General features: G+C 44.6%; 21 protein-coding genes. 12 read left to right on the top strand and 9 right to left on the bottom strand.

Annotated features, from left to right (window positions below; all coding sequences use genetic code 11):
* The first annotated feature begins 49 nt into the window (after positions 1-49).
* From R8N28_RS20650 to R8N28_RS20640, 3 genes are all read left to right on the top strand, one after another.
* A complete protein-coding gene (locus tag R8N28_RS20650) occupies positions 50-364 on the top strand; it encodes a c-type cytochrome (RefSeq protein ID WP_017636043.1) in 315 nt (104 codons plus the stop codon).
* 186 nt (positions 365-550) lie between these two features.
* On the top strand, positions 551-889 hold the full coding sequence (gene glnB, locus R8N28_RS20645) for a nitrogen regulatory protein P-II (protein ID WP_005380372.1): 339 nt from the start codon (positions 551-553) through the stop codon (positions 887-889).
* A 140-nt stretch (positions 890-1,029) separates the two neighbouring features.
* The gene (locus R8N28_RS20640) at positions 1,030-1,875 is read left to right on the top strand and encodes an endonuclease/exonuclease/phosphatase family protein (RefSeq protein ID WP_025768251.1); all 846 of its coding nucleotides are present in this window, start codon (positions 1,030-1,032) and stop codon (positions 1,873-1,875) included.
* A 1-nt stretch (position 1,876) separates the two neighbouring features.
* Here R8N28_RS20640 and R8N28_RS20635 read toward each other — a convergent pair whose 3' ends face one another.
* The 3 genes from R8N28_RS20635 to gloB form a co-directional block, all read right to left on the bottom strand.
* Complete coding sequence (locus tag R8N28_RS20635) at positions 1,877-2,563, bottom strand: YIP1 family protein (protein WP_005380375.1); 687 nt, start codon at positions 2,561-2,563, stop codon at positions 1,877-1,879.
* Positions 2,560-4,143, bottom strand: a complete 1,584-nt coding sequence (locus R8N28_RS20630; protein WP_017820746.1) for a LysM peptidoglycan-binding domain-containing protein — start codon at positions 4,141-4,143, stop codon at positions 2,560-2,562. Before R8N28_RS20630 ends, R8N28_RS20635 begins: the two co-directional genes overlap by 4 nt.
* A 254-nt stretch (positions 4,144-4,397) precedes the next feature.
* The gene (gloB, locus tag R8N28_RS20625) at positions 4,398-5,156 is read right to left on the bottom strand and encodes a hydroxyacylglutathione hydrolase (RefSeq protein WP_017636045.1); all 759 of its coding nucleotides are present in this window, start codon (positions 5,154-5,156) and stop codon (positions 4,398-4,400) included.
* A gap of 37 nt (positions 5,157-5,193) precedes the next feature.
* On the opposite strand from gloB, the gene R8N28_RS20620 reads away from it, so the two are divergent.
* The gene (locus tag R8N28_RS20620) at positions 5,194-5,940 is read left to right on the top strand and encodes a class I SAM-dependent methyltransferase (protein ID WP_065274756.1); all 747 of its coding nucleotides are present in this window, start codon (positions 5,194-5,196) and stop codon (positions 5,938-5,940) included.
* Here R8N28_RS20620 and rnhA read toward each other — a convergent pair.
* Positions 5,937-6,401, bottom strand: a complete 465-nt coding sequence (gene rnhA / locus R8N28_RS20615) for a ribonuclease HI (protein ID WP_005380384.1) — start codon at positions 6,399-6,401, stop codon at positions 5,937-5,939. The genes R8N28_RS20620 and rnhA overlap by 4 nt on opposite strands.
* Before the next feature lie 59 nt (positions 6,402-6,460).
* Between rnhA and dnaQ the strand changes: the two genes are divergently transcribed.
* The 5 genes from dnaQ to R8N28_RS20590 all read left to right on the top strand — a co-directional run bounded on the left by dnaQ (position 6,461) and on the right by R8N28_RS20590 (position 10,263).
* Entirely contained in the window at positions 6,461-7,183 is a 723-nt protein-coding gene (gene dnaQ / locus R8N28_RS20610; protein WP_005380385.1) for a DNA polymerase III subunit epsilon, read from the top strand.
* Positions 7,184-7,191: 8 nt separating this feature from the next.
* Positions 7,192-8,442, top strand: coding sequence for a TIGR03503 family protein (locus R8N28_RS20605; RefSeq protein WP_262635259.1), 1,251 nt, complete (start codon positions 7,192-7,194; stop codon positions 8,440-8,442).
* Between the two features lie 223 nt (positions 8,443-8,665).
* Positions 8,666-9,184: a hypothetical protein gene (locus tag R8N28_RS20600; RefSeq protein ID WP_065274755.1), complete on the top strand. Its 519-nt coding sequence runs from the start codon at positions 8,666-8,668 to the stop codon at positions 9,182-9,184.
* Positions 9,185-9,375: 191 nt separating this feature from the next.
* On the top strand, positions 9,376-9,768 hold the full coding sequence (locus R8N28_RS20595; protein ID WP_017633769.1) for a DUF1353 domain-containing protein: 393 nt from the start codon (positions 9,376-9,378) through the stop codon (positions 9,766-9,768).
* An 84-nt stretch (positions 9,769-9,852) separates the two neighbouring features.
* The gene (locus R8N28_RS20590) at positions 9,853-10,263 is read left to right on the top strand and encodes a GNAT family N-acetyltransferase (RefSeq protein ID WP_005391824.1); all 411 of its coding nucleotides are present in this window, start codon (positions 9,853-9,855) and stop codon (positions 10,261-10,263) included.
* A gap of 73 nt (positions 10,264-10,336) precedes the next feature.
* Here R8N28_RS20590 and R8N28_RS20585 read toward each other — a convergent pair whose 3' ends face one another.
* A complete protein-coding gene (locus R8N28_RS20585; protein ID WP_005380390.1) occupies positions 10,337-12,112 on the bottom strand; it encodes a SulP family inorganic anion transporter in 1,776 nt (591 codons plus the stop codon).
* Positions 12,113-12,316: 204 nt separating this feature from the next.
* Positions 12,317-14,761 carry an acyl-CoA dehydrogenase FadE gene (gene fadE / locus R8N28_RS20580; RefSeq protein ID WP_065274754.1) on the bottom strand — a complete coding sequence of 815 codons (2,445 nt, stop codon included), beginning with the start codon at positions 14,759-14,761 and terminating at the stop codon, positions 12,317-12,319.
* Between the two features lie 376 nt (positions 14,762-15,137).
* Here fadE and lpcA point away from each other — a divergent pair, with 376 nt between their 5' ends.
* Together lpcA and R8N28_RS20570 are read left to right on the top strand one after the other, a co-directional pair.
* Positions 15,138-15,713 (top strand): D-sedoheptulose 7-phosphate isomerase, encoded by a 576-nt coding sequence (gene lpcA, locus R8N28_RS20575; protein WP_005380392.1) that lies wholly within the window; start codon positions 15,138-15,140, stop codon positions 15,711-15,713.
* A gap of 51 nt (positions 15,714-15,764) precedes the next feature.
* Positions 15,765-16,610: a class II glutamine amidotransferase gene (locus R8N28_RS20570; protein WP_005380394.1), complete on the top strand. Its 846-nt coding sequence runs from the start codon at positions 15,765-15,767 to the stop codon at positions 16,608-16,610.
* A 389-nt stretch (positions 16,611-16,999) separates the two neighbouring features.
* On the opposite strand, the gene purN is transcribed toward R8N28_RS20570, so the two are convergent.
* Positions 17,000-17,656 carry a phosphoribosylglycinamide formyltransferase gene (purN, locus tag R8N28_RS20565; RefSeq protein ID WP_064377459.1) on the bottom strand — a complete coding sequence of 219 codons (657 nt, stop codon included), beginning with the start codon at positions 17,654-17,656 and terminating at the stop codon, positions 17,000-17,002.
* A gap of 151 nt (positions 17,657-17,807) precedes the next feature.
* On the bottom strand, positions 17,808-18,848 hold the full coding sequence (gene purM, locus R8N28_RS20560) for a phosphoribosylformylglycinamidine cyclo-ligase (protein ID WP_005389861.1): 1,041 nt from the start codon (positions 18,846-18,848) through the stop codon (positions 17,808-17,810).
* A gap of 179 nt (positions 18,849-19,027) precedes the next feature.
* On the opposite strand from purM, the gene upp reads away from it, so the two are divergent.
* A complete protein-coding gene (upp, locus tag R8N28_RS20555; RefSeq protein ID WP_005380401.1) occupies positions 19,028-19,654 on the top strand; it encodes a uracil phosphoribosyltransferase in 627 nt (208 codons plus the stop codon).
* A 116-nt stretch (positions 19,655-19,770) separates the two neighbouring features.
* Here upp and R8N28_RS20550 read toward each other — a convergent pair whose 3' ends face one another.
* A complete protein-coding gene (locus tag R8N28_RS20550) occupies positions 19,771-21,024 on the bottom strand; it encodes a uracil-xanthine permease family protein (protein ID WP_005389855.1) in 1,254 nt (417 codons plus the stop codon).
* Between the last annotated feature and the right edge of the window lie 319 nt (positions 21,025-21,343).

The following is a 21,343-nucleotide window of genomic DNA, read 5'->3' as shown; positions in this document are numbered from 1 at the left end:
CGATTATAAAATATAAAAATCCTTAAATAATAATTGATTAGGTGAAGCAATGAAGAAAACAATCATGGGTGCAATGGTGGCGTTAACCATGTTCAGTGGGCAGGCTCTAGCTGCGGGAGATGCTGCAGCAGGTCAAGCAAAGTCGGGAGTATGCGCGGCGTGTCATGGCGCTGATGGTATTGCTGTCATTCCGGGTTACCCAAATCTGAAAGGGCAAAATGAGCAATATATTATCAGTTCAATTAAAGCTTATAAAAATAAAGAGCGAACAGGTGGGCTTGCTGCTGTGATGCAAGCTCAAGCTTCATTGTTGTCTGATGAAGATATCGCTAACCTAGCGGCTTACTACGCAAGTTTGAAGTAAACGCGAGTCTGAAAAAGCTTGGACGATTGGGCATTGAGCAGTCCTCATTGGGTTTTATCAACTCACGATATTCGCTATGTTAATTTGCTCAGCCTGGATTTTCGCTGGTGGATCAGAGACAAACATTGAATGTTGCGAAACGCTAAACGATAATAAGCGCAATCGATTGAAGCTTAAGGGATGAACATGAAAAAAATTGAAGCGATTATCAAGCCATTTAAACTGGATGATGTTCGAGAAGCGCTAGCTGAAGTTGGCATTACAGGGATGACCGTCTCTGAAGTGAAAGGCTTTGGTCGCCAAAAAGGTCACACCGAGCTTTACCGTGGTGCAGAGTACATGGTGGACTTTCTACCTAAAGTGAAGCTCGAAATCGTTGTAACGGAAGATGTGGCTGATAAATGCGTAGAGACAATCATTGAAACCGCGCAAACTGGTAAGATTGGTGATGGTAAAATATTCGTCACTGATATTGAGCGTGTGGTTCGTATTCGTACTGGTGAAGAAGACGAAGACGCGATCTAAGGTTTCTTGTCACTTGTTTCGTATTTATTATGCTAAAAGGGAGCCAAGTGGCTCCTTTTTTGTTGTTTGCTTATTAGTGAAATCATTTAACCCGAGATTTGTTGTTCTAGATTTCGGGTGCCTACATTCAGGTTTGTCGTATGTTTAAGCGTTTTTTTCTGGCGTTAGCTTTTCTCGTAATGGCGGTATTGGTTGGCTTCCAGGTTATTTTCACCGTACCAGATCAGCCGCAAATTATTACTCAAACAGGTACCGAGCTGACACAAGATATCAGGTGCATCGAATTTAGCGATTCAAAAGCTCTCGATCATGACGGCAAAATCAATGTGCTTGTCTGGAATATCTACAAACAGAACCGGGCTAATTGGCAACGTGCACTCGATGAGTTTTCTGCTGATAAGCAGTTACTGTTATTGCAAGAAGCCAGCATGACACCATCATTTAAACAGTGGTTGGTGGATGGTCGCTGGGTTAGTAATCAAGTGAGTGCTTTTAAGGCGCTGGGTAGCGGTGCCGGTGTAATTAGTATTGCTCAAGGGCAACCAGAAAAAGCCTGCGCTTACACCTCTAAAGAGCCGTGGCTTCGCTTACCTAAGTCTGCATTATATAGCCAGTATCACTTGAGTAATGGCGAGAAACTCGCAGTGGTGAATGTACATGCAATTAACTTCACCGTGGGTACAAAAGAGTATGTATCTCAGTTAACGGCGCTTGAAATGCTTTTAAAGCATCATGTGGGGCCAATTCTATTTGCTGGAGACTTCAATAGCTGGAGTGAATCTCGCGTTAATGCGATGAGGCAGGCCTTAAAGGCTGCGGACTTACAAGAGGTGACGTTCTTGCCGGATCATCGAGTCCAATTTATAACAGGGTTACCACTGGACCATGTGTTTTACCGAGGTCTGACGCTTAAGTACGCAAAAGCGCCGCAGAGCGACGCTTCCGATCATAACCCATTGTTATTGTCATTTACGTTAAATAACTAGCTTAGGTTACCACAATATAAAGTGCCCAAATAACGTAGAAGAATACCCATGGCAGGCTTGCTATCACCAAAGCTTGGCCACGTTCAAACTCCGTCCACGTCAGTACAACGCCGTAGCCGAGCACAATGTACCAAGGCAGAAGCAAAGGTAACGAGCTAGCGAAATGAGACCATTCGTTAGTAAGAGGCAGCTTTAATAGACCATTGAGGCTATTTAAATCGGCAGCGTAAGTCATTACCTGACCATGCTTGAGTAGCAAGCTCGCGTAGCTTGCTACATCGCCCAATACTGCTGGGAATAAGATAGCACACGATGCGGCAAACCATTTCCAGTAACCGTATTGTTGTTTGCTTGCCTTTGTTGCAAGAAAGAACCAAAGCGCGAGCAATAGTAAGGTGGCAAAGCGGTTGAATACATCATTGATGATCGCGCTTGCCATTAGCGTGTTTGGTTCTAATAGCTCAATCTGCTTCGGGTCGATTTGCTGAAATTGCGCAGCAAGTTGGTCACTGAGCCACGTGAAATCGACATTCGAAAAGTAAGCACCCCAGAATAAAAACGGACTAAGCATCAGGAAGATGAACGGTTGCCATCCCCATCCACCGCGTTGATAAAGCGCAAGAAAACAAGATGTTGGAGAACGAAAAATGTCCAACAGCATCACAAGTGGATTGCTTGATGGGTTCATACACTTACCTTCGTTACGTCAACGTACAACTTAAGCTTTTGACCTGGTTGTAAGTATTTTTTCTTGTGTAGCGAGTTCCATTTCACGATGTCGTTCGTTTTTACTTTGAACTTGCTTGCAATGCCGCTAATGGTGTCGCCAGAGCGAACGTTGTAGAAAACGGTACGGATCACAGAACCTTTGTCTGAGTCCTTCCAAATCACTAGCTTTTGACCCACACGCAATGGATCTTTAGGGCCCATACCATTCCATTTAGCTAACGATTTATACGACACTTTATTGTTACGTGCGATTGACCACAAACTTTCTCCAGACTGAACGACATGGGTGAGCTTGAGTTGACCACGAGCACGAGATTGAGTCTTGTTTAATCGGTTTTGTGCCGTTAATGCATATTTTGCATCGTCTTTTGTTGATGTCGGAATCAATAGGTATTGACCAATACGAATGTTGTTATTCGATAGGCCGTTGGCACGTCGAATGACTTTCGTGGTTGTGCCGTATTTATTAGCTAGCACGCTTAAAGAGTCACCAGATTTCACCTTGTAGCGAGCGACCTTCATCCCTTTACCGCGATTTTTCTCCACCTTGGTGAGAAAAGTCTCTTTTTTCTCTACGGGAATCAAAAGTTGGTGCGGCCCCTCAGGCGCTGTCGACCACTGGTTGTATGCTGGGTTGTAACTCTGCAACTCTTTTACGCTAATGCCGGCATAATCTGCGGCAATAGCCAGATCTAACTGCTCTTCTGGATCAACAAGCGTTAGAACAGGCTTGTTTGGAATTGCAGGAATATTAAGTCCGTACTTGTCTTGGTTTGCGATAACGTCAGCCAAGGCCAATAGCTTAGGAACGTAACTGCTGGTCTCTTTTGGTAAGTCTAATGAGAAGAAATCGATAGGTTTACCGAGCTTTTTATTCTTACGAATTGCGCTAGAAACTCGGCCTCCACCGCTGTTATAAGCGGCGATTGCATGTTCCCAGTTACCATCAAAACGCTCGTTTAGTTGTACTAGGTAGTCCAGCGCTGCATCCGTTGCTGCTGCCACATCTCTGCGACCGTCATACCAGTAGTTTTGCTCTAGTCCCATCATTTTTCCGGTGCCTGGGACAAATTGCCACAACCCAGCCGCGCTACCATGTGAGTAGGCAAAGGCATCGAATGAACTTTCCACTACAGGAAGTAATGCAAGCTCCATTGGGAGTCCGCGCTCTTCGATACGTTTTGTGATCATGTATAGAAAAGGAGTCGCACGCTTAGATACCGTGTAAAGGTGATTTGGGTGCTTTAAATACCACGTACGGTAGTAGTCCACTTTCTTGTGGTTTGGGATATCCATGTCCAGCTGCATGGCGATACGTTGCCACACATCTTCTTGTTCTTGGGGGGAGAGAACTTTAGGCGCGTCGTTAGCGGATTTTTTTGCTAGTGACGATTTATTGCCCGGTTGAGCTTTTACTGCATTTTGCTTTGCAGTCTGCTCAGATTTATTGGTTTCTGGTGTAGAAGACGTTGAATCTGACTGAGTCAATTGACAGCCAGATAATAACAACGCCAACGCCCAAGTATACTTCAAACGCATGGATTCAGCCTATTTAGGGCCTGTTTATCTTCACCTGCCTGTCGCGCAACGTAATGTGCGTGGCAGTCGCAAGATAATAGACATCTTTTAAACACTAACTAATTTATAGAGGCAAAGAGCTTCTAATTATGCAATGGGGAGAAATTCAAATAGATTTATATCAACCCCAAACGTAAGAGAAGCGCCAGTGGCGCTTCTCGAAAAATCAGTCCCTGATAATACTGGGGTCTTGCAAACTTACAAGCAGAAAATGGTTAAAATTCGTTCTTCCACTCGCGTAAAGCAGTAAAAACCGAGCATGGATCGCTATTTTTAATGCGACTAGCAACAGATTGAACCACGTCAGGGTTAGAGGTTCGCAAGAACGGATTAATCCACTTTTCTTTGCGTATTGTTGTTGGAAGTGTCGGAATGTTGAGTGCTCGCAGTCGGTTTACATCGTCGCGATATTGGCGAAGTTGCTCATTGTCAGGTTCAACCGCTAGAGCAAACGCCACGTTACTCGCGGTGTATTCATGCGCGCAGAAGACTTGAGTTTCTTCTGGTAGAGACGTTAGTTTGCTCAGTGATTCAAACATTTGCTCAGGCGTACCTTCAAAAATACGACCGCAGCCAGCAGAAAAGAGCACATCACCGCAAAACAGTTTTCCGTCCCCAACGTAACCGATATGGCCCAAAGTATGGCCGGGTAACCCAAGTACTAAGAAAATCTCACCAAACAACTCCAGCTTGTCGCCTTCTTCCATTGGTGTCGTTAGGGTTGGAATTGGCTCTGATTTTGGGCCCACAACGGCGACGTCAGGAAATGCACGCACTAAGTCTGGAACGCCACCAATGTGATCGTTGTGGTGGTGCGTAATTAAAATCGCTTCTAAAGTTAATTCGTTAGCCTGCAGAAATTCTAATACTGGCTTCGCATCGCCCGGATCAACGACTGCGCAGCGCTTATCGCTATTTTGTATCAGCCAGATGTAATTATCATTAAATGCGGGTATGCTTTTGATCTCTAACACGATTCGTTCTCCGTCACCCATTTTAGTCAGGTGGTTAATGAAACCAGCACTCAGCAACAAAACTATACCACACCCGTCGACTTGGTCAGCAATGAACAACGGTCCGTGGGTGCTTGAGTCAATCCAGACCCGACTTGATGAATGGTGTCCGAAACTCTTCGGCTACCATATGCTCAAACTGGGCGGGTTGAGCTGTGAGCTAACCAGCTGTAATTGTAACATTCAACACCAAGTCAACGTAGATATCCAGAACCCGTTGCATAATGTGATTGCAGATGGTTACGAATTACCCTTTTTGGAAAAAAGCTTTGATGTTGTGATACTCGCTCATCAGCTCGACTATGCAAGCGATCCACATCGTTTGTTGCGTGAAGTCGATAGAGTGATGATGGATGATGGCTATGTAATTATTACTGGATTCAACCCATTAAGCTTGACTGGATTAGCGAGTTTACTTCCATGGCGTAAACATAATTTGCCTTGGAGTGGACGAATGTTTACGTCGAACCGCATCAAAGATTGGTTAGGGTTACTTAATTATCAAGTGATTCATTGTGATAGTTATGCGCTGTTTCCGATGAAACGTTACCGTACGATGTGGACATGGTTGGAAAATAGTCTTGGTGATTGGGCATCACCCGCTGGGAGTTTGTATTACATAGTCGCGCGGAAACGGACATACCCTCTCAAGCCTATCAAACCGCATTGGCGCTTGAAGAAAAAGCTCACACCACTTGGGGTGATGAATCGAGAGGGTAACACTATGAGGAAAGAATCTCGCTAAGAGGGTTGGTAACCTGTATCTTCCTCAGTTGGGTTTTCTGCAGCAGTCCGGGCTAGCTCATCACACATTTCGTTCTCACGATGGCCCGCGTGGCCTTTTACCCAATGCCATTCAACTTGATGGCGTGCGGTTTCTTTGTCTAGAGCTTGCCATAAATCGGCATTCTTCACGGGTTTTTTATCCGCTGTTTTCCAACCACGCTTCTTCCAGTTATGGATCCACTGAGTAATACCTTGGCGCACATATTGGCTGTCAGTCGTTAAAGTGACTTTGCAAGGTTGTTTTAACGTCTGCAGCGCGACGACAGCCGCCAACATTTCCATGCGGTTGTTGGTAGTTAACGTATAGCCTTTGGAAAGTGTCTTTTCTACGTCTTTGTAACGCAATACTATGCCGTAACCACCTGGTCCTGGGTTACCTAAACAAGAACCGTCAGTGAAAATCTCAACGTGTTTGGTCATATTTTTTGGTACTATTAGCCGAAACATTTAATAAAGCATAGTCTGACATACATAACCTTATGAATACCAGCAGCAATTCTGAATATAACCGCATTGTCGTTCTCGATACCGAAACCACAGGTATGAACCGCGAGGGTGGTCCTCACTACATGGGACACCGTATTATTGAAATCGGTGCCGTGGAGATCATCAACCGTAAGCTGACTGGTCGTCACTTCCACGTTTATTTAAAACCCGATCGTGAAATCCAACCAGAAGCGGTTGAAGTTCACGGTATTACGGATGAATTCTTGGTTGATAAACCGGAATACGCGAGCGTGCACCAAGAGTTTCTTGAGTTTATTAAAGGCGCAGAACTTGTTGCCCACAACGCGCCCTTCGATACCGGCTTTATGGATTACGAGTTTGGCATGCTCGATCCTAACATCGGCAAAACGGACGACTACTGCAAGGTGACCGACACCCTTGCTATGGCGAAGAAAATCTTCCCTGGTAAGCGAAACAACCTTGATATCTTATGTGAACGTTACGGTATTGATAACTCGCACCGTACTCTCCACGGAGCTTTGCTCGATGCGGAGATTCTAGCCGACGTTTACCTCTTTATGACGGGTGGTCAAACGAGTCTAGAATTTAACGCGAATAAACAAGAGGGTGGAGTAGAAACCATTCGTCGTATTGAAGGAAGAAAAGCGCTAAAGGTTTTGCGCGCAAGTGCCGATGAACTAGAAGCTCACCAAAAAAGATTAGAGTTGGTGAACGACTGTATTTGGCATCAATAGGAGAAGCTATGTTGAGGGCTTTGTTGGTCGCGTTTTTAGCGATATGGAGTAGTCTCTCGAGTGCTGCGAGTGAATCTACAATGTCTTTATTAGACAATCGCTTTCGAGTTGATCCAACCATCGAGCAGATCACGTTTTTGGTTTATCGTGAGCAAAGTTCTCAGCCAGTTGTTTTAGTCCGTCCTGACGGTAAAAAATACTATGCTTGGGGCTCTTACGACAATGTACGTTGGTATCAAGAAGCCTCACTCGATATTATTTCCGTTGATAACCCTATGCCAGGTCCATGGCAGGCTGTGGGGAAAGTTACGCCTAAAAATAACATCCGCTTAATTTCTCACCTAAAGCTCAGTACGGATCTGTTCCCAAACCGATTATATAATGGGGAAGCGCTTAAGTTTACAGCTCGCCTGACCTCCGACGGCAAACCTCTTGTATTGCGCGACTTCCTTGATCGCGTGAATCTGCGCGTGACATTTACCAAGTTTGTCGAAAATGAAGATGAGCTGATCAAAGAAGCTCGTCCAGTGCCGATGGTTGTGGGTGAGTTTTCTGATGACGGCCGCGGCTTGGATGAAAAAGCAGGGGATGGAGTGTGCACGGTTCAGCTCCCAATAGACGTTGAGCCTGGTAAGTACCGCGCTCGCATCACGTCTGGCAATGGCGTATTCTTACGAGCGCAAGAACAAGTCATCTTGGTTTATCCGAACCCAATCTCTCGTACTTTTATTCAGGCTCGTAATCCCGATAAGCCACACCAATTAGTGGTGAGTGGCGAGCAAGGTATGATTGCACCAGGCTCTATTGCAGTCACAGTGAAAAAGGACGCTCCCGATGGTTTCATTAGTTACAGCCAAGGACAGGTCTCTAAAGATGGAATGAGAGTTACGTTGAACCTCAATAACGATGCTGAGCTTGGTAAGTACGCATGGCGCGGCGAGATCTTTGCCACTGATTTTGCAACTCAGCGCTCGTTGGTGTTTCCTATCCCAGAGCAAACCTTCAGTGTTGTTGATGAAGTTGATCTAGAAGCTGCTCGAATTGCAAAAGAAGCTGAATTAGCCGAACAGCGCCGTATTGAAATGGAAAAGCAAATTATCGCTGAGCGAGAGGCTGAGCGTAAGCGCAGCATGATTATTATCGCGGTGGGTAATTTGATAATGCTGCTGATTGTGATCATTGCATGGATAGTCTGGCGCAAAATTAAAGCGAAGCGCGATGCCATGCCAGAGATGCAATTAGAAGTACCAAAGAAATAGTAGTAACACACACATAAAGCGAGAAACGGAGCCAATCGGCTCCGTTTTTTTCAAGTTACCAAATTGGAAGAAGAAAAATGGATAAATTATGAATATTTAAGTTTACTGTACTCAAATATATGTTTGGGATTTTATATAAATAATATATCATTTTTACTTTCTAAATTGGCTGCATTTTTAATGTGACTAACTTTCAAAATAATCAATTAAAGATAAAGAAATAATGAATAAAATTTTAGCTTTTTTTTGTGCAGTGATAATTGTAGGTTGCTCTTCTATTAATAATCCAGGTGCGGGAAGTAATAATTTAAAATCACTTGATACCTTCACTTTTGATCCCTTAAGTAAAATCCAAAAAGTAGAAATACCAACTTATTATGATGGCTTGTTTGATACAGCAAGACCCTATTTAGATGAAAAGTACCCTTACACTTATGTCAGTAAACCTCAAGCATACATAATTGATGATGAGATTATTTCTTTTGCTCCCTGGTTTCCTGTCGAAGGAAGGTTTACGGTTTTTCCAACCGCTCACTATATAGTTATAACTCAAGAAACCGAGAGTGGCTTAGTCTCCGCACGATTTAATCATGAACAAGTAATTAAGCTGTTAAGTGAAGAGTATAAAATTACTGAGCATACAAGTCCGTTTTTTCATTATGTTCTAGAGGTTTCTCCAAGTGAACAAGCCAATTTTGTAGAAGATATCCATAAAAAATTGAGTAGACTTCCTTCAGAATAAGGATTGCTGGTTGAATTTTGATCAATAAAGTCAGGGGTTCTGGCTTTATTGATTGCATGGAGTTCTATTTATATTGATTTGGGCTTTGTAATAGGTAGTACGCCATAATAACAAGAGCCGATCTTGTAGGGTTTCTGGATAAATATTCAGCTGTGCGTGATAAATAAGAATAAGTAAACGCGAGATCTCTGATGAAATACAAAAAGCGTCAGAAGTATAAATACACTCTCCATTCTGAAGAAAAGATTGAGACTCACATTTCAGTGAGTAACGCGTATGACAGCCCTTTTCTTAGTTTGTCCAAACAAGGCGTGTTAACGATTAAAAAGGGCTATGCATGGGATGGAGCGAGTGGGCCAGCGTTAGACACAAAAAACATTATGAAAGCTTCTTTAGTGCATGATGCTCTTTACCAACTCATGAGGGAAGAGGTGTTGCCACAAAGTGCTCGAAAGCATGCGGATACGTTGTTGAGAGAAACATGTTTAGAAAAAGGAATGTCTAGCTTCAGAGCAACTTATATCTATTATGGCGTCAGAGTTGTCGGTGGCTTCTTTTCTAGACCTGATACTTTGTGTGCTTAATGGGAACATCTTTCCAACGTTTAACTGTTTATTTATACAGTTTAGTTATGTAAGCTCCAAGGTGATACAAAGGAGTAGTACATAATGACAATAAGATATGAAGAGCATGTGCCAAGCCCGAAAGAATACTGTGATATGCGTATCAAAGCCGGGCTATCACCCAAATCGTTGAAAGCTGCTGAAATTGGTCTACCCAATTCGTTATATGGCGTATCTGTTCGGGATGAAGGAAAGCTCATTGCAATGGGTCGGGTTGTTGGTGACGGGGCGTGTAACTTCGAAATTGTCGACGTTGCCGTTGACTCTGATTATCAAGGTAACGGTTTAGGTAGAAAAGTCATGGAATACATCGACGGTTATCTTTCTTCTGTTGCACTTGAAGGCTCTTACGTTTCTATGATTGCTGATGAACCGGTCTTTTACGAAAAGCTTGGTTATAGGCTGGTGGCTCCTAAAAGCCAAGGGATGACAAAAAAGTTTAAGCCAAAGGCATAACACGTATTCAGCTGTGAAGATAAGCACTAGAAAACAGGAGTTTAATTTCCTGTTTTCTATATTAAATTTCTATTTAAGCCACTTCTGGAATTGGTTTGGGTGGCTGCTCTAAATCAGGCTCTTTTTGAACAGTAGGAATTTGTCCCTCACCCACAGCACTGATGTAACAGCCACTAAGTTTAATGGCAAGGTACATATCAGCTCGCAGTAAGATGCCTCCTTCACTGGTGCTGATACCAGTAAGCTCACACCATTGACGAAGACGTCGTTTCCTTCCTGCGAGGATTAAGCGTACGCCTCTCTTTTTCAAAGTATTGTGAATATCTGCCAGTGTTGCCATCACACTGAGATCCAAGTGAGTAAAGCTCGACACGGCGTCGATGACAACGCAACTTGCGTCTTTGTGATGCTCTGCCTGCTCTAACACTCTACGTTTAAAGTAAGGAGCATTGAAGTAAGTTAGCGGTGAGTTAAAGCGGTAAATCACCATTCCAGGAATAGGCGAAGCTTTTCCTGAGTCGTCGATGGTCCGAATGGTGCCTTTTTCATCCAAGCCAAGTAGCTGATCACTCGGCCGCATGACAATCCGTAAAAATTGAAACAGCCCTAGCAATACCGCCAAAGTGATCCCCGGTATTACACCCACGATCAACACAGAAATAAAAGTAATGATGGCCAGATAAAATGCATCTTTGTCACGAGATTTTAATTTCCAAATTGCTTTAAGATCGAGCAGCGATAGGGACGCAATGATCAATACAACACCAAGTGAAGCGATAGGGATGAACTGTAAAGGCTCATAAATAAATACCGCAATAATGGCAATGGTGATTGCAGCGACAATCGAAACTAATTGAGATTTACCACCATTTGCATCATTAACGGCTGTGCGTGAGTCAGCGCCGCTTATCGCGAAACCTTGTGAAAACGCTGAGGCAATGTTGGCAAAACCCAACGCCTGAAACTCTTTATTTGCATCAATATCATAACCGTTTTTAGCCGCGAAACTGCGGGCGGTGAGCATCATGCTAACAAAACTGACAATCGCAAGGTTGAGCGCCGGGACTACTAGTTCACGAACTTCACCTAGCTCAAATTCCGGTGTTTGAAACTGAGGGAAGCCACCTTGAGTGAGTCCGACAACCGATACGCCCATCTCTTGTAAATGGAAAAACCAAACTGACGCAGTAGTTACGAGGATCGCCAGCATGGCAGCAGGCCAAGTTGGTCGGTAGCGTTTGGTGAGCAAATAAACGACAACTGTCACGATACTCAGAGTTACAGTAGGCCAATGAAGATCGGTTAATCGTTGTGGAGCTTCCCATAAACGTTCCAGTAAATAACGTTGCTCGTATTTCAAACCGACTACTTTCGCAAACTGACCAACGATAATTGTGAGAGCAACACCGTTGAGTAGACCCAAAAGAATCGGGCGAGAAAGGAAATCTGCAAATACTCCTAGCTTGAAACGACTTGCCAGTACACACCAAATCCCCGTCATCGCTGTCATGGTCATAACCAACTGCCAATGTTTTGTGGGGTCACCTGCGGCAAGTGGTGTCACAACAGCAGCGATCACTGCACAGGTTGCTGCATCGGGTCCGACAATGAGTTGCCGAGATGTGCCCATCATGGCGTAAACCAACATTGGCAGTACACACGAATACAGACCGACAATTGCGGATACACCAGTTAACTGTGCATAAGCTATGGCAACTGGCAGTGCAACCGCGACAACAGAAAAGGCGGCTCTGAAGTCGTTAACAAACCATTCTTTTTGATAATGCTTAAGCTGAACAAGCCCTGGGAACCACTGTGCGAGTAATATTTTAGCCAACGGATTTACCATATATGTGAGTGAGTTACTTAAAGTATACACCGCTTAGTTGGAACGTCTGTGAGTTAGTTATCACTGGAAATTGGGGGAAAGAGCGGAATGCGAGGATTTTATTGCGCAGGGAGGGCTTTGTAGTGTGAGGTGTTATGAATCCAATTCTGGAAGCAATAAAAAAACGGGAGCTGATACTCCCGTTTGTGGTCTCAGATTCTAGAGTTACGCGACGCTATCCATCTGAGGGTATAGCGGCTTTGCGGCAAGCAGTTCCGGCTCAAAATCGTCAACGTTGATTGTATCTAGACGATGCTGTTCCGCTTCTCTGAGTAGATCGGCTTCTTCTTGCGTGATAAAGCCTTGCTCTAGCCCTTCCTGAGCAATCATATCCAAACGTAAGAATGGGCGACGCTTACCCTGCGCTTTACATACTTTGTCAAACACAGGTTCAGCTTGAAGAATGACTGATAGTGCAAGCTCAATCTTACCTGCTGCGTTGTGCTCGGTTGGTTCAAGGTATTGACCGCGACCAATGCGTGAGCGCGTTGCACTTGGCGTTTGTAGAATGCGCGCCACTTTACTGTCTAGTTTATCGCTTGGTGCTTTGCGTACGCGACCAAATGGCATGATTAATACGCGTAGCGCACGGCCAATCACTTTGTTCGGGAAGTTTGCTAAGAACTCATCTACTGCCACTTCCGCTTGTTTCAAACTGTCTTGTAGACCCCAGTGTACTAATGGTAAATCTTCTACTGGACGGCCATCTTGCTCAAAACGTTTCAACGTCGCAGAGCTCAAATATAGCTGGCTTAGAATGTCACCAAGACGTGCTGATAGACGCTCTTTACGCTTCAAAGAGCCACCTAGCACCGCCATTGAGATATCCGATAGCAGAGCAAGGTTTGCACTGTAACGGTTCAATTGTTGGTAGTAACGCTTGGTTGCATCTTTGGTTGGTGATGAAGAGCCCAGACCGTCGCTCAAACCAAACCAGATACAGCGCACTAGGTTACTCATTGTAAAGCTCACGTGACCAGCAAGCGCTTTATCAAATTTCTCGACAGCATTACTTGCTTCAGAATACGCCGCGTTCATTTCTTCAAGAACGTACGGATGGCAACGGATTGCGCCTTGGCCAAAGATGATCATTGAGCGTGTTAGAATGTTAGCACCCTCAACCGTTACCGCGATTGGCGCACCTTGGTAACCACGAGCTAGGAAGTTAGAAGGTCCCATACAGATACCTTTACCGCCTACGATGTCCATTGCATCGATGATGCTTTGCTGGCCGCGGTGCGTACAGTGATACTTCACGATAGCTGAGATTACTGATGGCTTTTCACCTAAGTCGATACCCGCAACGGTTAAGTTGCTTGCTGCATCCATCACGTAAGCATTACCACCCAAGCGTGCTAATGGTTCTTCAACCCCTTCCATATGGCCGATAGGCTGTTTGAACTGACGACGAATACGTGAGTAAGCACCGGTTGCCATTGCCGCAGTTTTGATGCCACCTGTTGAGTTTGAAGGTAGCGTGATACCACGTCCAACCGACAGACACTCAACCAGCATACGCCAACCTTGGCCCGCCATTTTTTCGCCACCGATAATGAAATCGATAGGAACAAAGATGTCTTTACCGCGCGTTGGACCATTTTGGAATGGTACATTGAGTGGGAAGTGTCGGTTACCAATCTCAACACCTTTGACATCAGTTGGGATAAGCGCACAAGTGATGCCAAGATCTTCTTTGTCGCCTAGCAAACCTTCAGGATCGCGAAGTTTAAATGCTAAGCCTAGTACCGTTGCGACTGGCGCTAGGGTGATGTAGCGCTTGTTCCAAGTCAGGCGCATACCCAGTACTTCTTTTCCTTCCCATTCGCCTTTACAGACCACACCGTAATCTGGAATAGATCCAGCGTCAGAACCCGCTTCTGGACTTGTTAGGGCGAAACAAGGGATTTCCTTACCTTCAGCTAGGCGCGGTAAGTAATGATTTTTTTGATCTTCAGTACCGTAGTGTTGCAGTAGCTCACCTGGGCCCAAAGAGTTAGGAACACCAACGGTAGACGATAGAACGCCAGAAACACCCGTTAATTTTTGTAGTACCAAAGATTGCGCGTATGCTGAGAATTCCAGACCACCGTACTTTTTCTTAATGATCATGGCGAAGAACTTATGATCTTTCAGGTATTGCCAAACTTCTGGCGGTAAGTCCGCGAGTTCATGGGTCACTTGGAAATCACTCACCATGGCGCACACTTCATTCACAGGGCCGTCTAAAAAGGCTTGTTCTTCCGCACTTAACTTAGGTGCTTGAATCGCGTGCAGCTTTTGCCACTCTGGTTTGCCTTTAAACAGTTCGGCTTCCCACCAGACGGTACCTGCGTCTAACGCTTCTTTTTCGGTTTGAGACATAGCTGGCAGCACTTTCTTGAAAAGCACTAACGCTTTGCGGCTAATTAAAGACTGACGTACGCCAGGAACCGCGAGCACAGCTGCGGCGAGAACGTAAATAGCCCAGCCAATAACGCCGACAGTACCAGCTACTGTAAGAGCCAGCATGGCTGCGGTGAGTAAGCTAATAGATTTCACGAGAGACATGCGGTGGTAGAGCGTAATGCCTAGCACGATCGCCATCGTGATGATTGAGAGCAAGATGTCCATATATATTTTCCTTTTCAGACTTTATAAGTTTTGTACGTCTGCATGTTAGGTAAGAGGTCTAACCAGTTGGTTTAAGTGTAATCAAAATATTAAGGAAATGTAAAACATAAGATTGGATAAAAAGTGATCTAAGTAGAGTTAAAATTCTAAAGTTGAGATTTGAGTGATGGTTTCATGAGCAAGTTGACAAGTTTATTACCATCACTAATCTAAATCTGTTGGTTCACTATCGACACTAATTCTCGTTTGTGGGTAAACTCAGAGTAATCAAACCCGAGTTCAGGTTTATGAAATGTCCGATACCAAATTGGTATCAGAACAATTTGCTCAGTGAGTCTAGAGCTGACTGAAGCCGAAATAATAAAGAGAACGTCTTATGTACCATGATCTGATTAGAAGTGAATTAAACGAAGCTGCTGAAGTGCTCAACAAATTTTTAAGCGATGACCATAACATTGCGCAAATCGAAGCAGCGGCGAAAATGATTGCTGACTCATTCAAGCAAGATGGTAAAGTATTGTCGTGTGGTAACGGTGGTTCTCACTGTGATTCAATGCACTTTGCCGAAGAGCTAACAGGCCGTTATCGAGAAAATCGTCCTGGCTATGCTGGTATTGCTATTTCAGATCCAAGCCACCTTTCTTGTGTGAGTAATGACTTTGGTTATGACTTCGTGTTTTCACGTTATGTAGAAGCGGTTGGTCGAAAAGGTGACGTACTGTTTGGTCTGTCGACGTCAGGTAACTCAGGTAACATCCTGAAAGCGATTGAAGCAGCACAAGCGAAAGGCATGAAGACGATTGCGCTAACAGGCAAAGATGGCGGCAAAATGGCAGGCCTTGCAGATATTGAAATTCGCGTGCCACACTTTGGTTATGCAGACCGCATTCAGGAAATTCATATTAAGATTATTCATATCATCATCCAGTTGATTGAAAAAGAGATGGAATAATCGTTTTACGGCCACCGTTTCGAGCTGTGTTGTTAGGGAGTTTTTTAAACCATGTGTGAATTGCTCGGTATGAGCGCCAATGTTCCAACAGATATTTGTTTCAGTTTTACTGGGCTCATGCAGCGTGGAGGTCGAACTGGCCCACACCGTGACGGATGGGGGATCACCTTCTACGAAGGGAAGGGCTTTCGAACCTTCAAAGATCCCAAGCCAAGTTGTGAGTCTAAAATAGCAGAGTTGGTACAAAATTATCCCATCAAAAGTCGTGCGGTCGTTAGTCATATCCGACAGGCGAATCGTGGTGGTGTTAATTTAGAAAATACTCATCCCTTTACACGTGAGCTGTGGGGTAGGTATTGGACGTTTGCGCATAACGGTCAGCTCTCTGGCTACCAAGACTTGCATACAGGTCGACATCGACCTGTCGGTGAGACAGATAGTGAACTGGCATTTTGCTGGTTGTTGAAGCAAATGGAAGATCGATATCCTGAGCCACCAAAGGATATGGAGTCGGTGTTCTTATATGTTGCTAAATGTTGTGATGAGCTAAGAGAGAAGGGTGTATTTAACATGCTTCTGAGTGATGGTGAGTATGTAATGACGTATTGCACCAATCATTTGTATTGGATCACAAGACGCGCACCGTTTGGAAAAGCTGCTTTGCTTGATGAAGATGTGGAAATTAACTTCCAAGAAGAAACCACGCCACATGACATCGTTTCTGTGATCGCAACTCAACCTTTGACGGGCAACGAAGCTTGGCAGCGTATGAAACCTGGCGAATACGGCTTGTTTCACCTAGGTGAACTAGTCAAAAATAATGCCTCTGAACTGGTAAATGTGCCGTTTGCGGCGGCTAAGCCGGGCAATCAAGCGCCAACCGAACCGTTAGAGTGATGGTCTCTTACTCTGAATATAAAAATAAAGCTCGCTTAATCGCGAGCTTTATTTTTATGCGTTTTAAACCGAGGGTGGATACGGATGAGCATTCTTACTTTCTAGAGTGCTGGTAGTAGAGTCCTAGTCTCGCTAAGGCTTGCTGTAAAGACGTAATTGATAGAGATTTCTCATAAAAGACGACGTTATTCTGAACGGTGAAGAACGAACCAGATTCAGAATCTACTTTCCGAGTGTTATGCTACTCGAGTGGTTATGGGATTTTTAGAATGTTGGGTTTTAGGTTTCTAGTCTCACCATGGTTTTCTTGAATCAAGTTTATAAGTATTGAAAACACAAAAGAGCAGCCCTCAGGCTGCTCTTTTGTGCTTGGAGTTTATTATTCAGGGCTACTCATCTGAGGCGTACCCATGTACGCCAAGCTCTGCGCCATCTAAATAGGCTTTACCATCCTTCATGATCAACCGCTCGTCTACCAGCCACTTAGCCACCATAGGGTAGATTCGGTGCTCCTGCGCCTGAACACGTGCCGCAAGTACACTAGCATCATCGTCTTCGAACACAGGAACTTTTGCTTGCAGTATGACAGGGCCACCATCAAGCTCTTCCGTTACAAAGTGCACACTCGTACCATGTTCTTTATCGCCAGCATCAATTGCTCTCTGGTGTGTGTGTAGCCCAGGATATTTTGGTAGAAGAGAAGGGTGGATATTGATCATCTTACCCATGTAATGAGAAACAAATGCGCTGCTCAGAATGCGCATGTAACCAGCAAGAATAATCACGTCTGGTTGGTATTCATCTATTTGACTCATTAGCTCTGCATCAAAGCTTTCACGCGAGCTGAATGCTTTAGGGTCGACAAAGTGACCGTCCACATCAAACTTTTTTGCACGTTCTAAACCAAAAGCATCTGCTTTGTTAGAGAACACGGCTGCCACTCGTGCGTTTGGCATGCTGTCTTCGCAAGATTCCAAGATAGCTTGCAGGTTACTTCCGTTACCCGAGATGAGGACCACAATGTTTTTTAGGGTATGGTTTTTCATGATGTCGAGAGCGCCTTGGTATTGTAGGTTGGAGTTATGTAGCTTCTAAACTACCTACTAATAGAATGGTTTTTAGTGTTCTAGATAGCAAAATGAGGACCTAGTCATCTAGTGTCCTCATTCTTCTTATCTTTTGAGCTCGATTTGCAAATTATTGGATTTCAACTTGCTCTTCGTTCGCGTCTGCTTGTGCGATTTGACCAATCACCCACGCGTTTTCGCCTTCTTCTTTAAGAAGAGCAACTGCTGCATCTGCCTGGTCTTTCGGTAGTGCGACGATTAGACCTACACCACAGTTGAATGTGCGGTACATTTCGTGTGTGTCGACGTTGCCTTTCTCTTGTAGCCACTTGAAGATAACTGGCCATTCCCAACTGTTACCATCGATAACTGCTTTCGTGCCTTCAGGCAGTACGCGTGGGATGTTTTCCCAGAAACCACCACCAGTGATATGAGAAATCGCATGGATGTCGTGTTTCTCAATCATCTTGAGTGCTGACTTGATGTAAATTTTTGTTGGTTCTAGTAGGTGCTCACCAATAGTGCGGCCTGCTAGCTCTTCGCTCTTATCTGCACCAGATACTTCTAGGATCTTACGGATAAGGGAGTAACCGTTTGAGTGTGGGCCGCTTGAGCCAACAGCGATAAGTGCATCACCAGCAGCGACTTTCGTGCCGTCAATCACGTCTTCTTTTTCTACTACGCCAACACAGAAACCAGCTACGTCGTAGTCTTCGCCTTCATACATGCCAGGCATCTCCGCAGTTTCGCCACCAATTAGGGCACAACCTGCTTGAACACACCCTTCTGCGATACCTGAAACAACATCCGCTGCGGTATCAACGTCTAGTTTGCCTGTTGCATAGTAATCTAGGAAAAACAGTGGCTCTGCGCCTTGCACGATAAGATCATTTACACACATTGCCACTAGGTCGATGCCAATCGTGTCGTGCTTATTCATATCCAGTGCTAGGCGAAGTTTTGTGCCAACGCCATCAGTACCAGAAACCAGTACAGGTTGTTTGTATTTAGTTGGCAATTCGCATAGCGCGCCAAAACCACCGATACCACCCATAACTTCAGGGCGACGAGTACGTTTTACCGCACCCTTAATACGATCCACAAGCGCGTTGCCTGCATCAATATCTACACCAGCGTCTTTATAGCTAAGAGAAGAGTTGTTACCACTCACAGGGAAGTCCTCGGTATTAAGTTGGATATGAAAACGGCGCTATTCTAACAGTGCTTAAACATAGATAGCAAACGTTTGCGTCTGTTTTTTTCTTTAGTGATTTATCCTGATATCCCTGTGAAAATCATGTATAATCTGAAGGTTTGTTTAAATATTGCCAACTATAGCCGGAGATGGACATGAAAGTTGTTGAAGTAAAGCACCCTCTAGTAAAACATAAAATTGGTCTAATGAGAGAAGGTGACATCAGCACAAAACGTTTTCGTGAGTTAGCGACTGAGGTCGGTAGCCTACTTACTTACGAAGCAACGTCAGACTTTGAAACAGAAAAAGTGACCATTGATGGTTGGAACGGTCCGGTAGAAGTAGACCAGATTAAAGGTAAAAAAGTAACCGTAGTGCCAATCTTACGTGCAGGTCTAGGCATGATGGATGGAGTTCTTGAGCACATGCCAAGCGCACGTATCAGTGTTGTGGGTATTTACCGTGATGAAGAAACGCTTGAGCCAGTTCCTTACTTCAACAAGCTTGCTTCAAACATCGAGGAGCGTATTGCGCTTGTTGTTGACCCAATGCTTGCAACAGGTGGTTCTATGATTGCTACGATCGATCTCCTAAAAGAGAAAGGTTGTAACCAAATCAAAGTGCTAGTACTTGTTGCTGCACCAGAAGGTATTGAAGCGCTAGAAAAAGCGCACCCAGATGTTGAGCTATACACTGCGGCAATCGATGAGAAGCTTAATGACAAAGGCTACATCGTTCCGGGTCTAGGCGATGCAGGTGATAAGATCTTCGGTACTAAGTAATTCTTTGATGTATTACTATGACTGAACAGAAAAAGGCTTGGTGAAAACCAAGCCTTTTTTGTATCTACAAGAGGAGAAGAGTAAGACACGCCAACTAATAAAGCGGCGCAAACGAACTATTTCGCGCTTTCTTCTTCCATTTGTGCGTTATCCACAACGTGGTTTTCACCTAAATCGTTTGGTAGCACAAGGTTAAGAATAATTGCCACGATACCGCATAGGCTCACACCTTGTAGACTGAACTCACCAATACCGAAAGCCATACCACCAATGCCAAACACAAGTGTTACGGCAACAATCACTAGGTTACGAGACTTATGTAAATCAACGTTATTCTTGATCAGTGTGTTGAGGCCTACCGTTGCGATGGAGCCGAACAGCAGAATCATGATGCCGCCCATAACAGGAACTGGAATCGTTTGAAGAACCGCACCTAGCTTACCTACCAATGCAAGTACGATTGCGGTGATTGCTGCCCAAGTCATGATCACAGGGTTAAATGCTTTGGTTAGCATTACCGCTCCTGTTACTTCACTGTAAGTGGTGTTTGGTGGAGCACCCACCATCGAAGCTGCGATAGTTGCCACCCCGTCACCTGCGATTGTGCGGTGAAGGCCTGGTTTTTTCAGGTAGTTTTTACCTGTAACGTTTGAGATAGCAAGCATGTCACCTACGTGCTCAACCGCAGGTGCGATAGCGACAGGAATCATGAACAAAATTGCGTTGATATTGAACTCTGGCGCGGTGAAGTTTGGCATGGCTAGCCAAGCCGCTTGTTCTACGGGAGTGAAATCAACCACCCCGTAGAATAGAGAAACAGAGTAACCAGCAAGAATACCACCAACAATAGGAACGAGCTTCAAAAAGCCTTTTGCAAAAACGCTGAGTACAATGGTTGTGAGCAGTGAGACCGCCGAGATAATGATCGCAGCATCACCATTAACTAGCTGTGCAGCTCCATCACCAGTTTTACCTACCGCCATGTTCACTGCTGTTGGGGCAAGGCCAAGGCCGATAACCATGATCACAGGGCCAACGACAACGGGCGGGAGAATTTTATGGATAAATCCAACACCACGCACTTTGATCATCGCCCCTAGAGCCACATAAACTAAGCCAGCTGCCATCAAGCCGCCCATCGTTGCACCGATACCCCAAGTTTGGATACCGAACATAATAGGAGCAATAAACGCAAAAGAAGAGGCAAGGAAGATGGGAACAGAACGTTTAGTCATTAATTGGAAGAGGAGGGTACCGACACCGGCACCAAAGAGGGCTACGTTTGGATCAAGGCCAGTTAGGAGCGGCACAAGCACCAAAGCACCAAAAGCGACAAAGAGCATTTGAGCGCCTTGTAACGCGTTTTTCATAATAATTCCCTATTTTCAAGATACGCAGACAAATCCGGCGAATACTATCATCCTGCAATCGTTTGCAATGTTGCATAGATCAAACTTTCGATTGAATTTTTCCCATAAATAGCACTTTTGAGAGTTGCTTGCTTGCAAATTGTCCTCTTTTACGTGTCTTGCGTGAAGATGAAAAATGGACAGCCTAACTTGTTGAGATAGCTTAATAAGCAATGAGTTTATTATAAAAAATAGCACTGAAGTGCTGGTTGAGGCCCGAGTTAACAAAGCTGGTCATAATACAGACAATTTACTCAGTACTTGCCTTGCTCAAGATTTG

It is taken from the genome of Vibrio sp. Vb1554, assembly GCF_033344235.1.
The sequence above is the reverse complement of the archived record's forward strand: the minus strand, read 5'-3'. Positions and strand labels throughout refer to the sequence as shown.

Bases quoted from the DNA above. Each gene is read 5' to 3' on its own strand.
- R8N28_RS20595 (WP_017633769.1), top strand. From the start codon at position 9,376: ATGAAATACAAAAAGCGTCAGAAGTATAAATACACTCTCCATTCTGAA.
- glnB (WP_005380372.1), top strand. From the start codon at position 551: ATGAAAAAAATTGAAGCGATTATCAAGCCATTTAAACTGGATGATGTT.
- R8N28_RS20600 (WP_065274755.1), top strand. From the start codon at position 8,666: ATGAATAAAATTTTAGCTTTTTTTTGTGCAGTGATAATTGTAGGTTGC.
- R8N28_RS20635 (WP_005380375.1), bottom strand. From the start codon at position 2,563: ATGAACCCATCAAGCAATCCACTTGTGATGCTGTTGGACATTTTTCGT.
- R8N28_RS20550 (WP_005389855.1), bottom strand. From the start codon at position 21,024: ATGAAAAACGCGTTACAAGGCGCTCAAATGCTCTTTGTCGCTTTTGGT.
- R8N28_RS20650 (WP_017636043.1), top strand. From the start codon at position 50: ATGAAGAAAACAATCATGGGTGCAATGGTGGCGTTAACCATGTTCAGT.
- dnaQ (WP_005380385.1), top strand. From the start codon at position 6,461: ATGAATACCAGCAGCAATTCTGAATATAACCGCATTGTCGTTCTCGAT.
- rnhA (WP_005380384.1), bottom strand. From the start codon at position 6,401: ATGACCAAACACGTTGAGATTTTCACTGACGGTTCTTGTTTAGGTAAC.
- R8N28_RS20570 (WP_005380394.1), top strand. From the start codon at position 15,765: ATGTGTGAATTGCTCGGTATGAGCGCCAATGTTCCAACAGATATTTGT.
- R8N28_RS20620 (WP_065274756.1), top strand. From the start codon at position 5,194: ATGAAACCAGCACTCAGCAACAAAACTATACCACACCCGTCGACTTGG.
- fadE (WP_065274754.1), bottom strand. From the start codon at position 14,761: ATGGACATCTTGCTCTCAATCATCACGATGGCGATCGTGCTAGGCATT.
- upp (WP_005380401.1), top strand. From the start codon at position 19,028: ATGAAAGTTGTTGAAGTAAAGCACCCTCTAGTAAAACATAAAATTGGT.
- R8N28_RS20590 (WP_005391824.1), top strand. From the start codon at position 9,853: ATGACAATAAGATATGAAGAGCATGTGCCAAGCCCGAAAGAATACTGT.
- R8N28_RS20605 (WP_262635259.1), top strand. From the start codon at position 7,192: ATGTTGAGGGCTTTGTTGGTCGCGTTTTTAGCGATATGGAGTAGTCTC.
- purN (WP_064377459.1), bottom strand. From the start codon at position 17,656: ATGAAAAACCATACCCTAAAAAACATTGTGGTCCTCATCTCGGGTAAC.
- lpcA (WP_005380392.1), top strand. From the start codon at position 15,138: ATGTACCATGATCTGATTAGAAGTGAATTAAACGAAGCTGCTGAAGTG.
- R8N28_RS20640 (WP_025768251.1), top strand. From the start codon at position 1,030: ATGTTTAAGCGTTTTTTTCTGGCGTTAGCTTTTCTCGTAATGGCGGTA.
- R8N28_RS20630 (WP_017820746.1), bottom strand. From the start codon at position 4,143: ATGCGTTTGAAGTATACTTGGGCGTTGGCGTTGTTATTATCTGGCTGT.
- R8N28_RS20585 (WP_005380390.1), bottom strand. From the start codon at position 12,112: ATGGTAAATCCGTTGGCTAAAATATTACTCGCACAGTGGTTCCCAGGG.